Source organism: Enterobacter sp. 186315 (assembly GCF_053290175.1).
Window position 1 is genome coordinate 178,246 of the sequence record NZ_JBPTTK010000009.1, and the last position, 21,731, is coordinate 199,976.

20 protein-coding genes are annotated in these 21,731 nt (G+C 56.2%); 13 read left to right on the forward strand and 7 right to left on the reverse strand.

From position 1 onward, the window contains the following. Positions 1 to 10: 10 nt before the first annotated feature. The 7 genes from yhdP to csrD all read right to left on the reverse strand — a co-directional run bounded on the left by yhdP (position 11) and on the right by csrD (position 10,738). Complete coding sequence (gene yhdP, locus ACSVHP_RS13000; RefSeq protein ID WP_447552119.1) at positions 11 to 3,811, reverse strand: AsmA2 domain-containing protein YhdP; 3,801 nt, start codon at positions 3,809 to 3,811, stop codon at positions 11 to 13. Positions 3,812 to 3,852: 41 nt separating this feature from the next. Continuing rightward, a complete protein-coding gene (gene rng, locus ACSVHP_RS13005; protein WP_234673384.1) occupies positions 3,853 to 5,322 on the reverse strand; it encodes a ribonuclease G in 1,470 nt (489 codons plus the stop codon). Then, a complete protein-coding gene (locus ACSVHP_RS13010; RefSeq protein ID WP_234673386.1) occupies positions 5,312 to 5,905 on the reverse strand; it encodes a Maf family protein in 594 nt (197 codons plus the stop codon). The genes rng and ACSVHP_RS13010 overlap by 11 nt, the downstream gene beginning before the upstream one ends. A gap of 9 nt (positions 5,906 to 5,914) precedes the next feature. After that, on the reverse strand, positions 5,915 to 6,403 hold the full coding sequence (gene mreD, locus ACSVHP_RS13015) for a rod shape-determining protein MreD (RefSeq protein WP_010436160.1): 489 nt from the start codon (positions 6,401 to 6,403) through the stop codon (positions 5,915 to 5,917). Further along, positions 6,403 to 7,410 carry a rod shape-determining protein MreC gene (gene mreC / locus ACSVHP_RS13020; protein WP_447552120.1) on the reverse strand — a complete coding sequence of 336 codons (1,008 nt, stop codon included), beginning with the start codon at positions 7,408 to 7,410 and terminating at the stop codon, positions 6,403 to 6,405. The genes mreD and mreC overlap by 1 nt, the downstream gene beginning before the upstream one ends. Positions 7,411 to 7,472: 62 nt before the next feature. Further along, positions 7,473 to 8,516, reverse strand: a complete 1,044-nt coding sequence (gene mreB, locus ACSVHP_RS13025) for a rod shape-determining protein MreB (RefSeq protein ID WP_000913396.1) — start codon at positions 8,514 to 8,516, stop codon at positions 7,473 to 7,475. Between the two features lie 281 nt (positions 8,517 to 8,797). Further along, positions 8,798 to 10,738, reverse strand: a complete 1,941-nt coding sequence (gene csrD, locus ACSVHP_RS13030) for an RNase E specificity factor CsrD (RefSeq protein WP_447552121.1) — start codon at positions 10,736 to 10,738, stop codon at positions 8,798 to 8,800. Positions 10,739 to 10,921: 183 nt separating this feature from the next. On the opposite strand from csrD, the gene acuI reads away from it, so the two are divergent. The 13 genes from acuI to ACSVHP_RS13095 all read left to right on the forward strand — a co-directional run bounded on the left by acuI (position 10,922) and on the right by ACSVHP_RS13095 (position 21,643). Beyond that, the gene (acuI, locus tag ACSVHP_RS13035) at positions 10,922 to 11,896 is read left to right on the forward strand and encodes an acrylyl-CoA reductase (NADPH) (RefSeq protein WP_234673392.1); all 975 of its coding nucleotides are present in this window, start codon (positions 10,922 to 10,924) and stop codon (positions 11,894 to 11,896) included. Between the two features lie 77 nt (positions 11,897 to 11,973). Beyond that, the gene (gene msrP, locus ACSVHP_RS13040; RefSeq protein ID WP_447552122.1) at positions 11,974 to 12,975 is read left to right on the forward strand and encodes a protein-methionine-sulfoxide reductase catalytic subunit MsrP; all 1,002 of its coding nucleotides are present in this window, start codon (positions 11,974 to 11,976) and stop codon (positions 12,973 to 12,975) included. Then, positions 12,975 to 13,574, forward strand: coding sequence for a protein-methionine-sulfoxide reductase heme-binding subunit MsrQ (gene msrQ / locus ACSVHP_RS13045; protein WP_447552123.1), 600 nt, complete (start codon positions 12,975 to 12,977; stop codon positions 13,572 to 13,574). Before msrP ends, msrQ begins: the two co-directional genes overlap by 1 nt. Before the next feature lie 234 nt (positions 13,575 to 13,808). Next, a complete protein-coding gene (gene aroQ / locus ACSVHP_RS13050; protein WP_234673399.1) occupies positions 13,809 to 14,261 on the forward strand; it encodes a type II 3-dehydroquinate dehydratase in 453 nt (150 codons plus the stop codon). A gap of 21 nt (positions 14,262 to 14,282) precedes the next feature. Further along, positions 14,283 to 14,744 (forward strand): acetyl-CoA carboxylase biotin carboxyl carrier protein, encoded by a 462-nt coding sequence (gene accB, locus ACSVHP_RS13055; protein ID WP_234673400.1) that lies wholly within the window; start codon positions 14,283 to 14,285, stop codon positions 14,742 to 14,744. Positions 14,745 to 14,754: 10 nt separating this feature from the next. Continuing rightward, positions 14,755 to 16,104 (forward strand): acetyl-CoA carboxylase biotin carboxylase subunit, encoded by a 1,350-nt coding sequence (gene accC / locus ACSVHP_RS13060; protein ID WP_234673401.1) that lies wholly within the window; start codon positions 14,755 to 14,757, stop codon positions 16,102 to 16,104. Between the two features lie 108 nt (positions 16,105 to 16,212). Continuing rightward, positions 16,213 to 16,455, forward strand: a complete 243-nt coding sequence (locus tag ACSVHP_RS13065) for a YhdT family protein (RefSeq protein WP_417315283.1) — start codon at positions 16,213 to 16,215, stop codon at positions 16,453 to 16,455. Further along, positions 16,445 to 17,896: a sodium/pantothenate symporter gene (gene panF, locus ACSVHP_RS13070; protein ID WP_447552133.1), complete on the forward strand. Its 1,452-nt coding sequence runs from the start codon at positions 16,445 to 16,447 to the stop codon at positions 17,894 to 17,896. Before ACSVHP_RS13065 ends, panF begins: the two co-directional genes overlap by 11 nt. An 11-nt stretch (positions 17,897 to 17,907) precedes the next feature. After that, on the forward strand, positions 17,908 to 18,789 hold the full coding sequence (prmA, locus tag ACSVHP_RS13075) for a 50S ribosomal protein L11 methyltransferase (protein WP_447552124.1): 882 nt from the start codon (positions 17,908 to 17,910) through the stop codon (positions 18,787 to 18,789). Between the two features lie 139 nt (positions 18,790 to 18,928). Continuing rightward, positions 18,929 to 19,669: a carbonic anhydrase gene (locus ACSVHP_RS13080; protein ID WP_447552125.1), complete on the forward strand. Its 741-nt coding sequence runs from the start codon at positions 18,929 to 18,931 to the stop codon at positions 19,667 to 19,669. A 331-nt stretch (positions 19,670 to 20,000) separates the two neighbouring features. After that, positions 20,001 to 20,966, forward strand: a complete 966-nt coding sequence (dusB, locus tag ACSVHP_RS13085) for a tRNA dihydrouridine synthase DusB (protein WP_234673404.1) — start codon at positions 20,001 to 20,003, stop codon at positions 20,964 to 20,966. Positions 20,967 to 20,989: 23 nt separating this feature from the next. Beyond that, entirely contained in the window at positions 20,990 to 21,286 is a 297-nt protein-coding gene (gene fis / locus ACSVHP_RS13090; RefSeq protein ID WP_000462905.1) for a DNA-binding transcriptional regulator Fis, read from the forward strand. Between the two features lie 192 nt (positions 21,287 to 21,478). Beyond that, positions 21,479 to 21,643, forward strand: coding sequence for a DUF2556 family protein (locus ACSVHP_RS13095; RefSeq protein WP_234673405.1), 165 nt, complete (start codon positions 21,479 to 21,481; stop codon positions 21,641 to 21,643). Positions 21,644 to 21,731 lie beyond the last annotated feature (88 nt).

Consider the following 21,731-nt stretch of genomic DNA (forward strand, 5'->3'; position numbering starts at 1 on the left):
CTTCGTCAAATCATTGCTGTGCTTCTTTGCGCGGCTGGCGCAGCACCTCGTTGATCTGCGGCTTATCAATCGGACCGGTGATCCGATAACGTAGAATGGAGACTTTACTCCACAGCGGCCCCAGCACTTTACTGGCGGCGAACACCGCCGCGCCCACAATCGGGTTGACCACGAAGGCCGCCGCCACGCCGACGGTGGCCGAGATCTCCGGCGCCACCACGGCTTCCATATCCAGCTCGCGGCGCACCAGGTTTACCGAGCCTTTCATGGCGATATCCGCTTCGAGGCCGTCCACCAGCGTGTCGTCGGTATGCAGCACGCCATCTTTGATCCACGCCGTGCTGCGGATCGAGTCATAGTAGAACCCTTCGCTGAAGGTATCGCTGAAATCAAAGCGCAGCTTGCGCAGCAGGGCGTCAAAGCTCAGCATGCGCAGGATCTGACCGGCGTGACCGGTGCTAACGTCAGCAATCTCCCCTTTGCCGAAGTTGGCCTTCAGAATGCCGTTAAGGGTGGCTTCGTCCGGCGTCCACGGAGCGGCGCGCCAGTGCAAATCGTAGTTTACGTCAAACGAAGAGCCGCGAAGCGGGGTGCTGAGACCAAAGAAATTGGTCGCCGCATCCAGCTTGTTGCCCTTAATCTCACCCTTAATCGAGGTGCGCTGCTGGCCCGGATTATTTACCCACTCGCCGGACGCGGTCAGACGACCAAATCCGGTATCCAGCAGGCCGCCGGTAAGGGTAAGCGTATTGCCGTTAATGGCTAAATCCGCATCGATACGGCCATACTTTTGCCCCCACAGCCAGCACTCCGCGCAGCGCAGCTGTAAGTCAGGCCAGCTGCTGAAATCGACGCGGGAAGTTGCGCTGAAGGGTGACGCGCCGGAGGCGCTCTTTTTCCCGGACGCCGTCGCCGGGTTGTAGTAGAGATAGCGGATCGCCGCCTGCCACGGCGCGTTGTCGCGCATGTTCAGCGTGGCGTTGATCTCCCTGCCCTGCGCCTCGACCTTCGAGCCGTTCGCCGTCGGCTGTGAGACCAGGCTGAGGTTGTTCCACTGCTGCCCGCCCATCGTCAGCGCGGGGGTGCGCACGGTAATGGTCTGCGGGAACTGCGCCGCGTCATCGACGTTTTGCCCGACCCCTTTCTGGAACAGGGCCAGCCACTCGGCGCCATCCATCGGCGGCAGGTTCAGCTCGATCCCGCTCTGCTCCGGCAGCGGCGGCGTGGTGCGGCTGTCGGTGGTCCAGATGGCTCTGTCCAGCGTCAGCTTGTGATTCAGCAGCCAGCGGCTGTTAAAGTGGTTCGTGCCGCCCGCGCTGCCCGTCAGCGCAAAGCTGTTCAGGTTGCCATCCACGTTCAGCTTCACCGGCAGCGACTGCCCGGCTTTCTTCTCCAGCGGCGCCGGAAGCGAACTGCTGAGGTTTTTCAGATCGCCGGTAATATCGACCTTATAGCGCGCCCCGGCGTGATAGGGCAGCTCAATGCCCACCTTCCCGTTCCAGGAGACCGGGCCTTTGATGGCTTCAGCGACGGGCTTCGGCAGCACGTCCATACGCGCAGGCTGCCAGTTCGCGTTCATATTGACCGCCACCTGGTAGGCCTTTTCCCCTTCGGTGGTGGAGAAATCGATATTGACCGGCTGATTAAACCAGTTCGCCGTTAGCGGCTCGCTTTTCAGATTGCCGTTCACAAAGCTGAACTGCCCGGTGAGGTTCTTAAGCGTGCTGTCGAGCGGCTTGATGAACAGGCTGTTGTCGTTCAGCTTCACGTCGCCTTTGGCGGTGACCAGCGATCCGTTGAGCGGGATATCAAGATGTAAGCGAGCATTCACATCGCCGTCTAACTGGAGCTGCTCAAGCGTTGCCGCCAGCGACTCCTTCAGCGGGGTCTCTTCGAAATAAGGGCCAACCGCTTTGCCGGGACCATTGATATCCGCATCAATCAGCAGTTTTTCTTTCGAGTAGTCCGGAATGTTCGCCGTCAGGTTGGTTGCGGTCACCCCGCCCAGCGCCACGCTCCGGGACTTCATCCACAGACCGTCGTTAAGGAAGTTAAGCTCGATATCGAGGTTTTTCAGCGCGGGCCAGTCGGGCTGGAAAGCATAGGTAGCGTTGTGTAGCGGCACCAGCACCTGGAACTGACCTTCGTTATGTTTGTACGGGAAAAGGCGCGGATTGCCGCCGTACACCAGCGTGGCGTTATCGGCCTGCCCGCCCTGGATCGCCCCGCTCAGGTAATCGACCAGCTCTTTGCCCATCAGGTTTTCCGGGAAATAGCGCCAGGCCTGAGAGCCATCGTCAGTGCTGATCCCCGCCAGAATACCGAGCCAGGGTTCATCACCCTCGGGCTGCATGTAGCGGAAATCGCCGCGCGCGTGAACCGCTTTGGCCTTCACGTCGATATGGCGACCGTCAAGCTGGAAACCCTTGTCGTTCTTGAGCCAGTTGAGCACGGCGCTGCCTTTTTCAATTTCCAGCGGCGCGCGGAATACCGTTTCGTAAGGCATTTTGGCATCGGTCATTTCCGCCGTCAGCCTGCCGTTTTCAACGCTTCCCTCAAGCTTGCCGCTAAAGTGCTCGGCCCCCGGCAGCAGCTTCCACTGTTTCCAGGAAAGGTTTTTCCAGCTTGCCTGGAAGCGGGTTTTTTCCGTCGCCTGCAAAGGAATATCAAGCGCCAGACGATCGATCTGCCCGGCGGGCTGGGTCGCCAGCCAGATGTCACCCAGATCGGGTGAAATGCGGGAGGCCATCGAACGTAACCCCTCTACGGCGGCCAGGTCCAGATTGCTGGCGCGGATGCGCAGCTCATCGCTGCGCTTGCCGTTTATACCGCCTGCGTCCTGCTCCGGGATCCACGCCAGCGCCAGCGCGCCGCGCGGCCAGGGCTTGTTATCGAGAGTAATGCGCGTATCGGGAATAGCGAACTGCCAGCCGCTCTGAACACGGGTGACGTGCGCGGTCAGGTTATCCACAGAAAGCTGATGCGGGGTGTTTTCTGCGTTCCAGCTCGCCCCGCCCTTTTTCAGCCAGATATCCCCGCTGGCGAAATCACCGTCCGTCAGGGTCAGCCAGCCTTCCAGGCTAAAACGGGCCTTTTCCAGCTTCACGTTTTGCTGCATCCACTCGCCGAGCCAGGGCTTTACGTCCACATCGTCGGCCTGCAACCAGACTTTGCCGTTGTTCAGCAGACCATTGTCGTCGCGCAGATCCATGCGTACCTGCATCAGGCCGTGCTGCCCGTTCAGGCTGGAGAGGTTAACCTGCCCTTCGGCGCGGTGCCGCTCTTTGCCGTTAAGCCAGGTGAGCTGAGGAATAGCCAGCTCGGCGCGCTGGCCTGAGAGGGTAATAAAGCTAATTTCGCTGTCGCGCAGATCGAAATGATCGAACTGGCGCAGGAAGAGATCGCTGATACGGTTGGTTTCAAAGCCTTGATCGCTATCACCGCTACGCAGCGGCGTATTGGTCATAAACTGGAGCTGATAAAAGGTGAGATCGCGAAACTGCCAGCGCAGGTGCAGCAAACTTTGCCACACGTCCAGCGCCAGGGTGACGCGTTTAATTTTCAGGTGGCCGCCATCTTTCAGGCTGGCGTTGATATCGCGCACGTCCAGCGTCGGGCCAAAGTTTTGCCAGCTGGCGCTAATCTGACTCACGTCCACCGGCGTACCGGTGGCGGATTCAATTTTAGAGAGGATCTGCGGTCGCCAGCTGTCCAGATGCGGTAATACAAGGCGCAACCCGCTCACGAGCAGCGCGACAATCACGACAAGCGTTGCCCCTGTAAGCAGTAAAATCCCCGGCAATCGCCTCACGCATCTCTCCTTGTCAGCTTTAATCTCGCAGCGAACTGCGTTTACATCATGACGACGTCAAATTGCTCCTGGTTATAGAGCGGCTCGATTTGCACTTTAACCTGTTTGCCGACAAAGATTTCCACTTCCGCCAGCGCGTGCGACTCTTCCCCTTTCAGGGCCTCTGCTACCGAAGGGGAAGCATAGACCAGAAAACGATCGGAGTCGTAGGCGTGATGAACGCGGACGATTTCACGCATGATTTCGTAGCAGACGGTCTCTACCGTCTTTACCGTGCCGCGTCCGTGACAGGTCGGGCACTCGTTGCACAGCACATGCTCCACGCTTTCACGGGTGCGCTTGCGCGTCATTTCCACCAGCCCAAGCTGGGAGAAGCCGTTAATGCTGGTTTTTACGCGATCTTTGCTCAGCGCCTGCTCCAGCGAGTGCAGCACGCGGCGACGGTGGTCTTCATTATTCATATCGATAAAGTCGATGATGATAATGCCGCCGAGATTGCGCAGACGAAGCTGGCGCGCGATGGCCTGGGTCGCTTCGATGTTGGTATTAAAGATGGTGTCGTCCAGATTGCGATGGCCGACGAAGGCCCCGGTGTTGATATCCACCGTGGTCATGGCTTCGGTCTGATCGATAATCAGATAACCGCCGGATTTCAGCTCCACCTTACGCTCCAGCGCGCGCTGGATTTCGTTTTCGACGTCAAAGAGATCGAAGATAGGCTGGCGGCCAGAGTAGTGCTCCAGCAGGCCCGGCATTTCAGGAATGTATTCGGCGGTGAACTCCAGCAGCGCTTCGTAGGTCAGGCGGGAGTCCACGCGGATGCGGTCAAGCTGGGCATCGGCGAAATCACGCAGCACGCGCTGGGCGAGAGCCAGTTCACCGTAAAGCTGATAGCGGGTCTGGTTGCGTTTTTTACGCTCCATCACCTTCGTCCAGACGCGTTTCAGATAGGCGGCATCGGACGCCAGATCCTCTTCGCTGATCCCCTCTGCGGCGGTACGGATGATAAATCCGCCCTGCTCGTCGCAGTAAGCGCTCACCACCTTTTTCAGGCGCTCGCGCTCGCTTTCGCTCTCAATACGCTGGGATACGCCAACGTGCGAGGCTCCCGGCATAAAGACCAGATAGCGGGAAGGAAGGGTGATGTCGGTGGTCAGACGCGCACCTTTGGTGCCCAGCGGATCTTTCACCACCTGCACCATCAGGTCCTGGCCCTGACGCACCAGCTCGGAAATGTCGCGGACGGCGAACTGCTTTTGCTCTTCGCCCGCCACACATTCGGTGTGCGGCATGATGTCGGAAGCGTGAAGAAACGCCGCCTTATCCAGTCCAATATCTACAAAAGCCGCCTGCATACCCGGCAGGACACGACTGACACGACCTTTGTAGATATTGCCTACTATTCCGCGTCGCGCTTCACGTTCAATGTGGATTTCCTGAAGAATGCCACCATCAATGTAGGCCACACGGGTTTCCGAGGGCGTTACGTTTACCAACAATTCAGCCGTCATAATTATCCCTTCCCTCACGCAGTGAGTTAAAATTGCTCAGCAACTCATACGTTTCCACCAGCGGTAAGCCGACTACGGCGTGATAGCTGCCATTTATCTTCCTGACAAAACAGCCACCCAACCCTTGAATACCGTATGCACCTGCTTTATCCATCGGTTCACCGCTGGCGATATAAGCGGCGATCTCGTCGTCGGTAAGCACTCTGAACGTCACGTCCGTGACCACCAGGCAGTCGAGCACGTTCTGGCTGTCTGCCAGCGCCACGGCGGTCATCACCTGATGGGTTTGTCCGGACATCTTGCGCAGCATTCGCGCCGCGTGTTCCGCGTCGTGCGGTTTCTCAAGCACCTCACCGTTAAGGATAACGATGGTATCGGCTCCCAGCACCGGCAGGTCACGCGGGGTTTGCGCCACGCCCGCCTGCGCTTTCTCGCGCGCAAGACGAGAAACGTACTGCTGAGCGCTTTCGCCCTCTGCACGTTTTTCTTCAATGCCGGTCACGATTCGTTCAAAAGACACCCCTAACTGGGTCAGGAGTTCCTGACGGCGCGGAGAGCCGGAAGCAAGATACAAAGACGTCATAGAAACCTTTTATTGCACGGCGAACTGCTGGCGGATTTTACGCATCAGCAGGAACAGCCACGGCCAGAGCACACCGTTCACTACACTACTCCAGAACACTTCCGGTCGGAAAGAGACATTGATCACTAAAAACTCTGCCCAGAAAACAACGATATCCGCAGCAAGCGACAACAACATCACCACCAGCGCCTGTTGCCAGAGCGCGAGGTTTCGAAAGAGCTGGAATTTAAGTGCGACGAGGTACGCGATAATGCTCATGGATAAGGCGCGCACGCCAAGCGTAGAGCCACTAATGAGATCCAGTATGGCACCCATCACAAAACCTGTGCCGACATTTACGCGGTGCGGCAGGGCAAGGATCCAGTAGAGTAAAATGAGCAGCACCCAGTTTGGCCGGAAGACGAGGATGTCGTCCGGCCAGGGCATGATTTGCAGCAACAGCGCAATGAGAAACGAGAGCCAGATAACCCAGCGTCCCTGGCTACGATAACTTGCCACTACTGCCCTCCTGACGAGAGCTTAGGCGGCGGTGGCGCATCCTGCGTCAAGCCCGTAGCAGGAGCCGGTACTGGCGCTGGCGGCCCCATGGAATCAGCGGGAGGAAGCACCTGCGGCATCATCTGCATCAGACGTTCGTTTGCCACGCGATGGACTTCTTCCGGGGTCATCGGGTTACTGCCGTTACGATCGGCGCCCCAGAGCAGCAGCAGGTAGCGCAGACGCTGTAAGCCCGCCGTTGGACGCGCCTGAATCACGGTGTAAGCACGCTGCGTATCCAGCTTCACGGATGAAACCACCCCGACCGGATACCCTTCCGGAAAACGTCCGCCCAGACCCGAGGTCACCAGCACGTCACCCACGCGGATGTCCGTATTAGCCGGCAGATGCTCCAGTTGCAGATCGTCCGTACAGCCGTTACCGGCCGCAATAACGCGGATGTCGTTACGCAGCACCTGAATCGGCAGCGCGTGGGTCGCATCGCAAATCAGCAAGACGCGGCTGGTCAGTTTGGCCACGGCAACAACCTGGCCGACAACGCCTTTATCGCTGATCATCGGCTGGCCTTCATAAACACCGTTTACGCTGCCCTTGTCGATAACCACCTGATCGCTGTACGGATCGTTCACCGTGGAGATGACCTGGGTCACCATCTTCTGCTCATCCTGACGCAGCGGCGAGCCAAGCAGTTCGCGCAGACGCGCGTTTTCCTGCTTATATTGCCCAAGCATCAGCAGCTCGCTGTTTTTCAGCAGCAGTTCCTGACGTAACGCCCGGTTTTCAAGTTCGAGTTGGTCGCGTGAAGACAGCGTTTGCGAAACGGAGTCGAGCAGTTCACGGGGACCATTTGATACAAAGTAGAAAGGACTGACGGCGGTATCCATGTACGTTCGGATTTGGCTGAACGTACCGAGGCGGCTATCGGCAATAATGACCCCAAGCGCAACCAGCACCGCCAGGATAAGGCGAAACTGTAGCGATGGGCCACGGCTAAAAATTGGCTTCATAGGCTATGCGTATTCTCGTGTCAGAGAGAAAGGGTAGCGATTCGCTACCCTTTCACAGCCGACTACTCTTCGCTGAACAAGTCGCCGCCGTGCATGTCGATCATTTCCAGCGCCTTGCCGCCACCACGGGCTACGCAAGTCAGTGGATCTTCTGCAACTACGACAGGAATTCCTGTCTCTTCCATCAACAGGCGGTCGAGGTTACGCAGCAGCGCACCACCACCGGTCAGAACCATACCGCGCTCGGAGATATCGGAAGCCAGTTCTGGCGGGCACTGTTCCAGCGCAACCATTACAGCACTCACGATACCGGTCAGCGGCTCTTGCAGCGCTTCGAGGATTTCGTTGGAATTCAGGGTAAAGCCGCGCGGAACGCCTTCTGCCAGGTTACGACCACGAACTTCGATTTCGCGTACTTCATCACCCGGGTAAGCAGAACCGATTTCGTGCTTGATACGCTCTGCGGTGGCTTCACCGATCAGAGAGCCGTAGTTACGGCGCACGTAATTAATGATGGCTTCGTCGAAACGGTCACCGCCGATACGCACGGAGGAGGAGTACACTACGCCGTTCAGGGAGATAACCGCCACTTCAGTGGTACCACCACCGATATCAACAACCATAGAACCGGTCGCTTCAGAAACAGGCAGGCCTGCACCGATTGCCGCCGCCATTGGCTCTTCAATCAGGAACACTTCACGCGCACCCGCACCCTGAGCGGATTCACGGATTGCACGACGTTCTACCTGAGTAGCACCGACTGGCACACACACCAGCACGCGCGGGCTTGGGCGCATGAAGCTGTTGCTGTGAACCTGTTTGATGAAGTGCTGAAGCATTTTTTCAGTCACGAAGAAGTCAGCAATCACGCCGTCTTTCATTGGACGGATCGCGGCGATGTTGCCTGGGGTACGACCCAGCATCTGCTTCGCATCATGACCGACCGCGGCCACGCTTTTTGGCGAGCCGGCACGATCCTGACGAATGGCCACAACGGAAGGCTCATTCAATACGATGCCTTGTCCTTTTACATAAATAAGGGTATTCGCGGTACCCAGGTCAATGGACAGGTCATTGGAAAACATGCCACGAAATTTTTTCAACATACTAAGGGATAATCCTGAAAGCTGGGGCGGAAAACAAAATCCGCTTACTTTACCAACCACACGCAGCAGCGACAAGGCGCAAAAATCGTCTGCTACGGTGAAAATTAGTGCAGTACGTTTCCTTTGTTACAAATTCGTCCCCTGAGTCCCTCAGGGCTGAGTAAACAGTAGCGTCCCTCACTTTCATTTGTAACCCGATAAAGGGCGTTCACTGGCTTTTTGCTCGTCTTACTCAAAGCTACAGGCGCGATATTCTACGTGAAAACAAATTAAACGGCAGGTCAAACAGAGTATCTTTGCAAATATTTTTTCACATTGGTGTCAAGCGGCTGTGAAGAGGCAAAGAAATCCCCCTGACCGCCCGCCACACCGCGCTCTGTCAACATCTGCCATTCGCTTCGCGAGCGTACGCCAGCGGCAAATACTTGAGTTTGTGTTCCTTTACAGGCTTCAACCAGGCTCTGTACCAGAAGCTGGTTTTCCGTGCGTTTATCGATATCCCTGACCAGCCCAGGATGAAGTTTCAGAATTTCGACATCCAGATCCTTAATCCAGCTGGTGCTGACCAGCGTCAGCCCCGCCTGGGTGACCGCAACACGCGCACCGAGCGCGTTGATCAAACGGACCACCGGGCGTAACCGACTGATGTGTTGACCTACATCCGCCTCTGCAAGTTCAAAAATAATGCGCTGTCGTTGCGATTTTTCGCATTGCATTAACGTATCGCGCAGCCAGCGCTGAAAACGGGGACGAATTAAGGACTCGACGGTGACCTGTAAAGCCAGAGTTTCTTCCGGCCAGAAAGATAAGAAAGGGATTAAGCGGGTAACTTGCTGGCGGTCATACTCTTCTGAAAGACCAAATTGCAGCACCATCGGCAGATACTCAGCGGAAATAACCTCTTCGGTACCGTCAAAGATGCGGCACATCAATTCCCGGTGATGCACGTGGCCGTTACGTAATACCGCCGGTTTTTGATAGATACGCGGCCCGCCGCGGCTCAGCATTTGCTCAATCAGCGTTCGCCAGCGCACGTTGCCGCGTCCTTTTTCCGGCAGAGAATCATCGTAAACCGCCCAGCCGTTCGCCCCCTGCAACACCGCATTGCGGGTCGCGGCCTCGGCGTGTTCCATCACCTGCTCGGTGGCCTGCCCGCCACGCCAGGCGCAGATCCCGATGTGTACCATGTCATCCCGGTCAAGCATTTTGCTCTGCGGCAGCGCATCAACCGCCTTCAGCAGCTGGCTGGCGATGCTTTCCGACTCTTTCAGGGTGCGGTGCGGCAGCAGAACGGCAAAATCGCTGCGGTGATAGCGCGCCAGCAGCGAGCCGGGATAGCGCATAATAAAGGTCGACAGCAGATTGATCAGCGTGAAGAGATTCTCTTCCGCCGCGCGTGCTCCCCAGGTTTCCCGCAGCAGGTCGAAGTCCGGCAGACGGATCATCATCACCACGCCGTGCGTACCCACCTTTTCCGGATCGTCCAGCAGCGTCGCCAGCTGATTATCGAAGAACAGGCGGTTATTAAGGCCGGTTTTATTATCCTGCGCGGCGTAGGAGCGGATCAGCGTATCCATACGGCTGCGCTGATCGCTGGCGAACTGAATTTCTGACAGCAGCATGTCGAGCGCGCTGCTGGTACGCGACGGCCATTCATAGACCGAGCCGCGAACCTGCTGGCCGCGCTCGCCGTTCAGAATGCGCACGGAACGGTTCTCCAGCAGCTCCTGGCCGGAGAGCTGACGGCGCAGCCAGCGCACGGCGAGAAAAATCACCAGCACGATAAAGGCAACGGAGAGGGTGAGCGGTGCGGTAGTGAGCAAGGACTGGAAGTAGTTGGCCATCGGATCCTGATAGACCATTTTTATCGTCATACCCGGATGTTTAATAGAGTGTATCGACACGTCCCGGAACTGGTTTACCGACCCGACGGGTCGATAGGTCCCCTGTCGCGCGTGGCTAAACACGATCTGCTTGCCCTGGAGAACGTCGACCCGGACGATATCAACAGGCACCATCAGCTCATCCAGCTCGCCCGACAGCGCCGAAAACGGGGTGGAGATCAGCCGCGTATCGATAACCGTGGCCACCGACTGGACCCGATTAACCAGCTTATCCTGAATCGCATTGTAGAAACTCAGGGAACAGCCAATCAGCGTGACGAAGATGGTGAGTCCCGTCAGCAGCGTGATAAAGGCTGAGAATTTCGTCGTTAATCGCATCCTTGAGATTACTCCGTGGGTTGATGGGGTAGCGAGTAAGCGCTAACTTGCATTTGAGATGCGGCATACTACCAAACCTGGTGTATCTGGCAATTTATTGCGTTAAATCGGCACTGCGTTTCAATGTGCGAGTATAGTCGTCAGAAATATTTTTCCAATCATCTGAGTCCTAAGGAACCTTATATGCAGGCTTTGATCTTAGAACAGCAGGACGGCAGCACGCTGGCCTCGGTGCAAACCATTGAAGAGAGCCGTTTGCCGGAAGGCGAAGTGACCGTTGATATCGATTGGTCCAGTCTCAACTACAAAGATGCGCTGGCGATCACCGGCAAAGGTAAAATCATCCGAAACTTTCCGATGGTGCCGGGTATCGACTTCGCCGGTCATGTTCATGCGAGTGAAGATCCGCGCTTCCACGTCGGCCAGCAGGTACTGCTCACCGGCTGGGGCGTGGGTGAAAACCACTGGGGCGGGCTGGCATCACAGGCACGCGTAAAAGGCGACTGGCTGGTGCCGATGCCGAACGGGCTGGACGGTCGTAAAGCGATGATTGTCGGCACGGCGGGCTTTACCGCCATGCTCTGCGTGATGGCGCTGGAAGATGCCGGGGTCCGTCCTGAATCCGGTGAAATCGTGGTGACCGGCGCAAGCGGTGGCGTGGGCAGCACCGCCGTGGCGCTCCTGCACAAGCTGGGCTATCAGGTGGCGGCCGTTTCGGGTCGCGAAAGCACCCATGATTACCTGCGTCAGCTGGGCGCCAGCCGGATTCTGGGTCGCGACGAATTTGCTGAAACCCGTCCGCTGGAAAAACAGGTCTGGGCAGGAGCCGTCGATACCGTCGGTGACAAGGTGCTGGCGAAAGTGCTGGCACAGATGAACTACGGCGGCTGCGTGGCGGCCTGCGGCCTGGCGGGTGGATTTGCCCTGCCAACCACGGTGATGCCATTTATTCTGCGCAACGTGCGCTTACAGGGCGTCGATTCGGTGATGACCCCGCCAGCGCGCCGCGCCGAAGCCTGGGAACGCCTGTCGCGCGACCTGCCGGAGTCGTTCTATAGCCAGAGCGCAACGGAAATCAGCCTCAGCCAGGCGCCTGAATATGCCAGTAAGATCATGGATAACGCCTTCCACGGCCGTGCGCTGGTGAAAATTGCCTAATCTTCAAATTTTCGTGACATATTCGCGCTAATCGTTCTCCTCCGTCATGCTTAGAAAAACGCATGACGGAGGATGCCATGAAAACCAGAAAACTGACGGAAGCCGACGTAACGTCCGAGTCTGTCTTTATGTTACAGCGCCGCCAGATCCTGAAAATGCTTGGCATTAGCGCCACAGCCCTGACGCTCACCCCGGCGGCCCACGCCGATCTGCTCGACTGGTTTAAAGGCAACGATCGCCCGAAAGCCCCGTCCGGTGCCCCGCTCACCTTTACCAAACCTGCCGAATGGCAAAACAAACAGGCGCTGACCCCGGAAGATAAAGTCACCGGCTACAACAACTTCTATGAATTTGGCCTCGATAAGGCCGATCCTGCCGCCAACGCGGGCGGGATGAAAACCGATCCCTGGACGCTGAAGATTGACGGCGAAGTGGCGAAACCGCTGACCCTGGATCATCACGACCTCACCACCCGCTTCCCGCTGGAAGAGCGAATCTATCGGATGCGCTGCGTTGAAGCCTGGTCGATGGTGGTGCCGTGGGTCGGCTTCCCGCTGCACAAGCTGCTGGCGCTGGTTGAGCCCACCAGCAACGCAAAATATGTCTCCTTCCAGACGCTCTACTCCCCGGAGCAGATGCCCGGCCAGAAGGACCGCTTTATCGGCGGCGGGCTGGCCTATCCTTACGTCGAAGGACTGCGCCTCGACGAGGCGATGCATCCCCTGACCCTGCTGACCGTGGGGGTTTACGGTAAAGCGCTTCCGCCGCAAAACGGGGCGCCCATTCGCTTAACCGTGCCGTGGAAATATGGCTTTAAGGGGATCAAATCGATTGTCAGCATCAAGCTCACCCGCGAGCGTCCGCCAACCACCTGGAACCTGGCGGCACCCGACGAGTACGGCTTTTTTGCCAACGTGAACCCGCACGTTGACCACCCGCGCTGGTCGCAGGCGACGGAGCGCTTTATCGGCTCCGGCGGCGCGCTGGACGTAAAACGTCAGCCGACCCTGCTGTTCAACGGCTATGCGGATGAGGTCGCTTCGCTGTATCGGGGCCTGGATCTGCGGGAGAACTTCTAGTGCGGTTAACGGCAAAACAAATCACCTGGCTGAAGGTGCTTCTGCACCTCGCCGGGCTGCTTCCTTTTATCTGGCTGTTCTGGGCCGCCAGTCAGGGCTACTTCAGCGCCGACCCGGCGAAGGATATTCAACACTTTACGGGTAGGATGGCTCTGAAATTCTTGCTCGCCACCTTGCTGGTCACGCCGCTGGCGCGTTACGCTAAACAGCCATTATTGATACGTACCCGCCGTCTTTTAGGGCTATGGTGTTTTGCCTGGGCAACGCTGCATCTCACCAGCTATGCGCTGCTTGAACTGGGTATTAACAATCTGGCATTGCTCGGCAGCGAGCTGGTTACGCGCCCTTATCTGACGCTCGGGATCGTAAGCTGGCTGATTTTACTGGCGTTGACGCTCACCTCGACGCAGTATGCACAGCGAAAACTGGGCCGACGCTGGCAACTTTTGCACAACTTCGTCTATCTTGTGGCGATCCTCGCACCGATACATTTCCTGTGGTCGGTGAAGATATTATCCCCGCAGCCCATCCTCTACGCGCTGGCGGCAATTGTGCTTTTAGCGTGGCGTTACAAGAAGTTCCGCCAGTGGTTTCGATAGTTCGCGAAACTGTGCGTTTTCCCGCAGATTACTTATCAACCGCGACTCTTTTACGGTTTGCAGTTGATAATCTTCCCTGATAAGACCAGTATTTAGCTGCCAAATGCTACGAAATCGTTATAATGTGCGACTTTGGTTTTCCTGACAGGGGTTTTAGGCCTCTGAAAAGGTGACAATCGCGCATCGAAGGTATATTTTGTTTTTTACCGGACATTCGTAGGAGATAGCGGCACAATGGCTGACAAATTCCAGATCTTAGTTCTCAACGGACCGAACCTTAACATGCTCGGCACCCGTGAGCCGGAGAAGTACGGCACGCTGACATTGAACGAAATTGTTAACCGTCTTGGTACGGAAGCAGCCTCGCTAAATGTGGGTCTGGATCATTTTCAGTCAAATGCGGAGTACGCAATCATCGACCGTATTCATCAGGCTAAAGACACTGTGGACTATATCCTGATCAATCCGGCCGCGTTTACGCACACCAGCGTTGCTATCCGTGACGCCCTGCTCGCCGTGAGTATCCCGTTTATCGAGATCCACCTGAGCAACGTACACGCCCGAGAGCCGTTCCGTCACCATTCGTACCTGTCAGATATCGCCGCTGGCGTGATCTGCGGGCTGGGTGCAGACGGTTATTCATACGCTTTACAGACAGCGGTCAAACGCTTGTCACAATCACACTAAACAAGAGTACGGAACCCACTCATGGATATTCGTAAGATTAAAAAACTGATCGAGCTGGTTGAAGAATCAGGCATCTCCGAACTGGAAATTTCTGAAGGCGAAGAGTCTGTACGCATCAGCCGTGCAGCCCCAGCCGCTAGCTACCCGGTAATGCAGCAAGCTTACGCTGCCCCTGTGCAGCAGCCTGCGCTTGCCGCAGCCGTTGCGCCAGCAGCAGAAGCCGCACCTGCCGCAGCCGCAGAAATCAGTGGTCACATCGTACGTTCCCCAATGGTTGGTACTTTCTACCGCACCCCGAGCCCGGACGCGAAGGCGTTCATCGAAGTCGGCCAGAAAGTCAACGTAGGCGATACCCTGTGCATCGTTGAAGCCATGAAAATGATGAACCAGATCGAAGCAGACAAGTCAGGTACTGTGAAAGCGATTCTGGTCGAAAGTGGTCAGCCGGTTGAATTTGACGAGCCGCTGGTCGTCATCGAGTAACGAGGCGAACATGCTGGATAAAATTGTTATCGCCAACCGCGGCGAGATTGCTCTGCGTATTCTTCGTGCCTGTAAAGAACTGGGCATCAAGACCGTCGCCGTGCACTCAAGTGCGGATCGCGATTTAAAACACGTATTGCTGGCGGATGAGACTGTCTGTATTGGGCCGGCTCCGTCCGTAAAAAGCTATCTGAACATCCCGGCCATCATCAGCGCTGCTGAAATCACCGGCGCGGTGGCTATTCACCCGGGATACGGCTTCCTCTCTGAGAACGCCAACTTTGCTGAGCAGGTTGAACGCTCTGGCTTCATCTTCATCGGCCCGAAAGCCGACACCATTCGCCTGATGGGTGACAAAGTGTCTGCGATCACCGCGATGAAAAAAGCCGGTGTTCCAACCGTTCCAGGTTCTGACGGCCCGTTGACCGACGATATGGATGCTAACCGTGCTCATGCTAAACGCATTGGCTACCCGGTTATCATCAAAGCGTCCGGCGGCGGCGGCGGTCGCGGTATGCGCGTTGTGCGCAGCGATGCTGAACTGGCCCAGTCCATCTCCATGACCAAAGCTGAAGCGAAAGCCGCGTTCAGCAACGACATGGTGTACATGGAAAAATACCTGGAAAACCCACGCCACATCGAAATTCAGGTGCTGGCTGACGGTCAGGGTAACGCTATCTATCTGGCTGAACGTGACTGCTCCATGCAGCGTCGTCACCAGAAAGTGGTCGAAGAAGCACCAGCACCGGGCATCACGCCGGAACTGCGTCGCTACATCGGCGAGCGTTGTTCTAAAGCCTGCGTTGACATCGGCTATCGCGGTGCGGGTACGTTCGAATTCCTGTTCGAAAACGGCGAGTTCTATTTCATCGAAATGAACACCCGTATTCAGGTAGAACACCCGGTTACCGAAATGATCACCGGCGTTGACCTGATCAAAGAGCAGCTGCGTATCGCTGCCGGTCAGCCGCTGTCCATCAAACAGGAAGAAGTCCAGGTGAAAGGCCATGCGGTCGAGTGCCGTATCAACGCCGAAGACCCGAACACCTTCCTGCCAAGCCCGGGTAAAATCACGCGTTTCCACGCGCCGGGTGGCTTTGGTGTGCGTTGGGAGTCCCATATCTACGCCGGTTACACCGTACCGCCGTACTATGACTCAATGATCGGTAAGCTGATTTGCTACGGCGAAAACCGTGACGTGGCGATTGCCCGCATGAAGAACGCCCTGCAAGAGCTGATCATCGACGGCATCAAAACCAACGTTGATTTGCAGATGCGCATCATGAGCGACGAGCACTTCCAGAATGGTGGAACCAACATCCACTACCTGGAGAAAAAACTCGGTCTGCAAGAGAAGTAAGGTTGCGTTGACGCGAAAAGGCCGGTTAATCCGGCCTTTTTTATTTCTGGGGATCGGAAAGCCCCATCATGTACAATCCCCGCTTTCTTCATCCACAAGGGACAAACAATGGACACGCGTTTTGTTCAGGCCCATAAAGAGGCGCGCTGGGCGCTGTGGCTGACCCTTCTCTATCTTGCCGCATGGTTAGTAACTGCTTACTTACCTGATTCCGCGATTGGCATCACCGGCCTGCCGCACTGGTTTGAAATGGCCTGCCTGCTGGTTCCGCTGGTCTTTATTCTGCTGTGCTGGGCGATGGTGAAATTTATCTATCGCGATATTCCCCTGGAGGACGATGATGCAGCTTGAAGTCATTCTGCCCCTGATCGCTTACCTGCTGGTGGTGTTTGGCCTGTCCGTTTATGCGATGCGTAAAAGAACCACCGGCACGTTTCTGAACGAATATTTCCTCGGCAGCCGTTCGATGGGCGGCGTGGTGCTGGCGATGACGCTGACCGCCACCTACATCAGCGCGAGCTCGTTTATCGGCGGGCCGGGCGCGGCCTATAAATACGGGCTGGGATGGGTACTGCTGGCGATGATCCAGCTGCCTGCCGTCTGGCTCTCGCTCGGCATTCTCGGTAAAAAGTTCGCCATTCTGGCTCGCCGCTACAACGCGGTGACGCTCAACGACATGCTGTTCGCGCGCTATCAGAGCCGCCTGCTGGTGTGGCTGGCGAGCTTAAGCCTGCTGGTTGCCTTTATTGGCGCCATGACGGTGCAGTTTATCGGCGGTGCGCGACTGCTGGAAACCGCTGCCGGTATTCCCTATGAAACGGGCCTGATTATCTTCGGCGTGAGTATCGCGCTCTACACCGCGTTCGGCGGTTTCCGCGCCAGCGTGCTTAACGATGCGATGCAGGGCATGGTGATGCTTATCGGCACCATCGTGCTGCTGGTGGGCATCGTCCACGCCGCCGGCGGGCTGGGCCATGCGGTTGAAACCCTTGAGGCGATCGATCCGAAGCTGATCTCTCCTCAGGGGGCGGACGATATCCTGTCGCCAACCTTTATGACCTCCTTCTGGGTGCTGGTCTGCTTCGGCGTGATTGGCCTGCCGCACACCGCCGTGCGCTGCATCTCCTATAAAGACAGCAAGGCGGTTCACAAAGGCATTATTATCGGCACCATCGTGGTGGCGGTCCTGATGTTCGGCATGCATCTGGCGGGCGCGTTGGGCCGGGCCGTTATTCCGGATCTGACGGTGCCTGACCTGGTGATCCCGACCCTGATGGTAAAAGTGCTGCCGCCGTTTGCCGCCGGGATCTTCCTCGCCGCGCCAATGGCCGCGATTATGTCGACCATCAACGCCCAGCTCCTGCAAAGTTCCGCTACGATCATTAAAGATCTGTACCTGAACCTGCACCCCGAACAGGTGGCGAATGAACGCCGCCTGAAGCGCATGTCGGCGGCGATCACGCTGATATTAGGTGCGCTGCTGCTGCTGGCCGCGTGGCGTCCGCCGGAGATGATCATCTGGCTGAACCTGCTGGCCTTTGGCGGCCTCGAAGCCGTCTTCCTGTGGCCGCTGGTGCTGGGGCTGTACTGGGAGAGGGCGAATGCCGCCGGGGCGCTAAGCGCTATGATTGTCGGAGGCGTGCTGTATGCCGTGCTCGCGACCTTTAAAATACAGTACCTGGGCTTCCATCCGATTGTCCCGTCGTTACTGCTAAGCTTGCTGGCGTTTGTGGTCGGGAACCGTTTCGGTCAACCCGTTCCGCAGGCCGCCGTAATTTCTACTGATAAATAAAGAGTTTTGCCATGCCGTGGATCCAACTAAAACTGAACACAACCGGCGCTAACGCCGAAGAGCTAAGCGATGCGCTGATGGAAGCCGGTTCGGTTTCTATCACCTTCCAGGACACGCATGACACGCCGGTGTTTGAACCGCTGCCGGGCGAAACCCGCCTGTGGGGCGACACGGACGTGATCGGCCTGTTCGACGCCGAAACCGACATGAAAGAGGTCGTCGCCATTCTGGAAAACCACCCGCTGCTGGGTGCGGGCTTCGTGCATAAAATTGAGCAGCTGGAAGACAAAGACTGGGAGCGCGAGTGGATGGATAACTTCCACCCGATGCAGTTCGGCAAGCGTCTGTGGATCTGCCCAAGCTGGCGCGACGTGCCTGACAAAAACGCGGTCAACGTGATGCTCGATCCGGGTCTGGCGTTTGGTACCGGCACCCACCCGACCACCTCCCTGTGCTTACAGTGGCTGGACGGCTTAGATCTGGAAGGCAAAACGGTGATCGACTTCGGCTGCGGATCCGGGATCCTCGCCATCGCCGCGCTGAAACTCGGCGCCGCCAAAGCTATCGGGATCGACATCGATCCGCAGGCGATTCAGGCCAGCCGCGATAACGCAGAGCGCAATGGCGTATCCGATCGTCTTGAGCTGTATCTGCCGGACGCCCAGCCAGCGGCCATGAAAGCCGATGTGGTCGTCGCCAACATTCTGGCTGGCCCGCTGCGCGAACTGGCCCCGTTAATCAGCGTGCTGCCGGTTGAGGGCGGTCTGTTAGGCCTGTCCGGTATTCTGGCAAGCCAGGCCGACAGCGTTTGCGAAGCCTATGCCGATCTCTTCGCCCTCGACCCGGTGGTTGAGAAAGAAGAGTGGTGCCGCATTACGGGCCGCAAGAAGTAATTTTTCCGCGTGGCCATCCCCTGGCCACGCTATTTTTCCCCACGATTTGCCTCTTTTAGCACCCTGCTCTCCGGTAAAATATCGCTAATTTTTTCGCATTAAATATCTTTTATCATCAATCATTTACCGGAAGAATATTATGAAACCATTTGCTGGAAAAATGGCTGCGCTCGCGCTCGGCATGATGTCTGTCTCCGCGTGGGCATCCCACTGGAGCTATGACGGTGAAGGGGCGCCGGAAAACTGGGGCAAACTGGATGAAACCTTCAAAACCTGTCAGACCGGCATGAACCAGTCCCCAATCAACATCGACAGCACCGTTAACGCCCACCTCGCCCCGCTCAAAACCCACTACACCGACGGCCCTGTCACGCTGATTAACAACGGCCATACCATTCAGGCAGGTGAGAAAGCCGATACTCAGGACAGCATCACGCTGGATAACCAGACCTGGACGCTGCAACAGTTCCACTTCCATGCGCCGAGCGAGAACACCATCCACGGCAAAAAAGCGGCGATGGAGATGCATCTGGTGCATAAAAACGCAAAAGGTGAATTAACGGTGGTGGCGGTGATGTTCAACGTGGGTAAGGCCAACGGCGAGCTGGACAACCTGTGGCGCGCCATGCCGCAGCAGGCCGAGCAAAGCGCGGAACTCACCACCCATCTGAACCTGAACACGCTGCTGCCAACAGACAAAACCTACTGGCGCTTTAGCGGCTCGCTGACCACGCCGCCGTGCTCTGAAGGGGTGACGTGGATTATGATGAAGCACCCGCTCACGCTGTCTGCCGCCCAGCTGGAGAAATTCAGCCACACCATGCACCACGATAATAATCGTCCGGTACAGTCACTTCATGGTCGAGTAGTCATTGAATAAAGTCTGATTTCTGCGCTGAGATCATGTTCTAAAAATGCGACCTGGATCGCAAAGAAGCGGGATAATCTGCTGCTAAAAACAGCAGATTATCCCGGTTATGTGCGACATTTTTTCAGAAAAGATGAGAAGTTACGGGAATTTGTAAGAGGCGATAAATTAATCGTTATCACATAACTTTATGATTTAAATGATTAATAATTTTTACTGCCCTTTCGGCGTGGCGATGCATTGATCTACAACAGTGGATTGTTCAAAGTTTGGCCTTTCATCTCGTGCAAAAAATGCGTAATATACGCCGCCTTGCAGTCACAGTATGGTCATTTCTTAACTCATGCGCATCGGACACCACCAGCTCAGAAATCGCCTGATCGCAGCACCTATGGCAGGTATTACCGACCGACCATTCAGGACGCTGTGCTATGAGATGGGAGCAGGATTAACCGTTTCCGAGATGATGTCGTCTAACCCGCAGGTCTGGGAAAGCGACAAGTCCCGCCTTCGGATGGTGCACATTGATGAGCCAGGTATTCGCACCGTGCAAATCGCCGGAAGCGTACCTGAAGAGATGGCTGATGCCGCGCGTATCAACGTGGAAAGTGGCGCCCAGATTATTGATATCAATATGGGTTGCCCGGCCAAGAAAGTGAATCGCAAGCTTGCAGGTTCAGCCCTTCTGCAATACCCCGACCAGGTGAAGTCTATCCTGACGGCGGTTGTCAGCGCGGTGGACGTTCCTGTTACGTTAAAGATTCGCACGGGTTGGTCGCCGGAACACCGTAACTGCGTAGAGATTGCCCAACTGGCCGAAGACTGTGGCATTCAGGCCCTGACCATTCATGGACGCACTCGCGCCTGTTTGTTCAACGGCGAAGCTGAATACGACAGCATTCGGGCAGTTAAGCAGAAAGTTTCCATTCCGATTATCGCGAATGGCGACATAACTGACCCGCTTAAAGCCAGAGCCGTGCTCGACTATACGGGAGCTGATGCTCTGATGATAGGACGTGCGGCTCAGGGAAGACCCTGGATCTTTCGGGAAATCCAGCACTATCTGGACTCCGGAGAGTTGCTTGCTCCACTGCCTCTGGCAGAGATTAAGCGCTTGCTTTGTGCGCATGTTCGGGAGTTGCATGACTTTTATGGTCAGGCAAAAGGTTACCGAATTGCGCGTAAACACGTTTCCTGGTATCTCCAGGAACACGCTCCAAATGACCAGTTTCGGCGCACATTCAACGCCATAGAGGATGCCAGCGTACAGCTGGAGGCGTTGGAGGCATACTTCGAAAATCTTGCGTAATGAAATAAAGAGCTGACAGAACTATGTTCGAACAACGCGTAAATTCTGACGTACTGACCGTTTCCACCGTTAACTCCCAGGACCAGGTAACTCAAAAGCCCCTGCGTGACTCGGTTAAACAAGCACTGAAGAACTATTTTGCTCAACTGAACGGTCAGGATGTTAATGACCTGTATGAGCTGGTACTGGCTGAAGTTGAACAGCCACTGTTGGACATGGTGATGCAATACACCCGCGGTAACCAGACCCGCGCTGCGCTGATGATGGGTATCAACCGTGGTACTCTGCGCAAGAAACTGAAAAAATACGGCATGAACTAATTTCGATTAGCGAAATGCTTGTTTAAAAAGGCGCTACCTGGCATGGGGATGCGCCTTTTTTATTGCCGCTCGCAAAGCCGCCCGTCATGAGCGTCAACGCTTTGTAAACCTTCCTCTCCCCCACTTTTCAACCTTCCTAATTCGTGTATATTTCCACCACCTTAAATGCCTCTTTTCTCCCGGAATGACACAATGATTCGTAAGTACTGGTGGCTGGTCGTGTTTGCTGTATCAATATTCCTTTTTGATGCTTTGCTGATGCAGTGGATCGAGCTTATCTCCACCGAGACCGACAAGTGTCGCAATATGAATTCCGTGAATCCGCTAAAACTGGTCAACTGCGCCGATCTCGATTAAGCCTCTAACGTCGTTGAAATCCCTGTTATCACCTAGTAAAAGCAGGGATTTAAATCACTTTTCGTCATTACCTTTGGGTGATAATGTC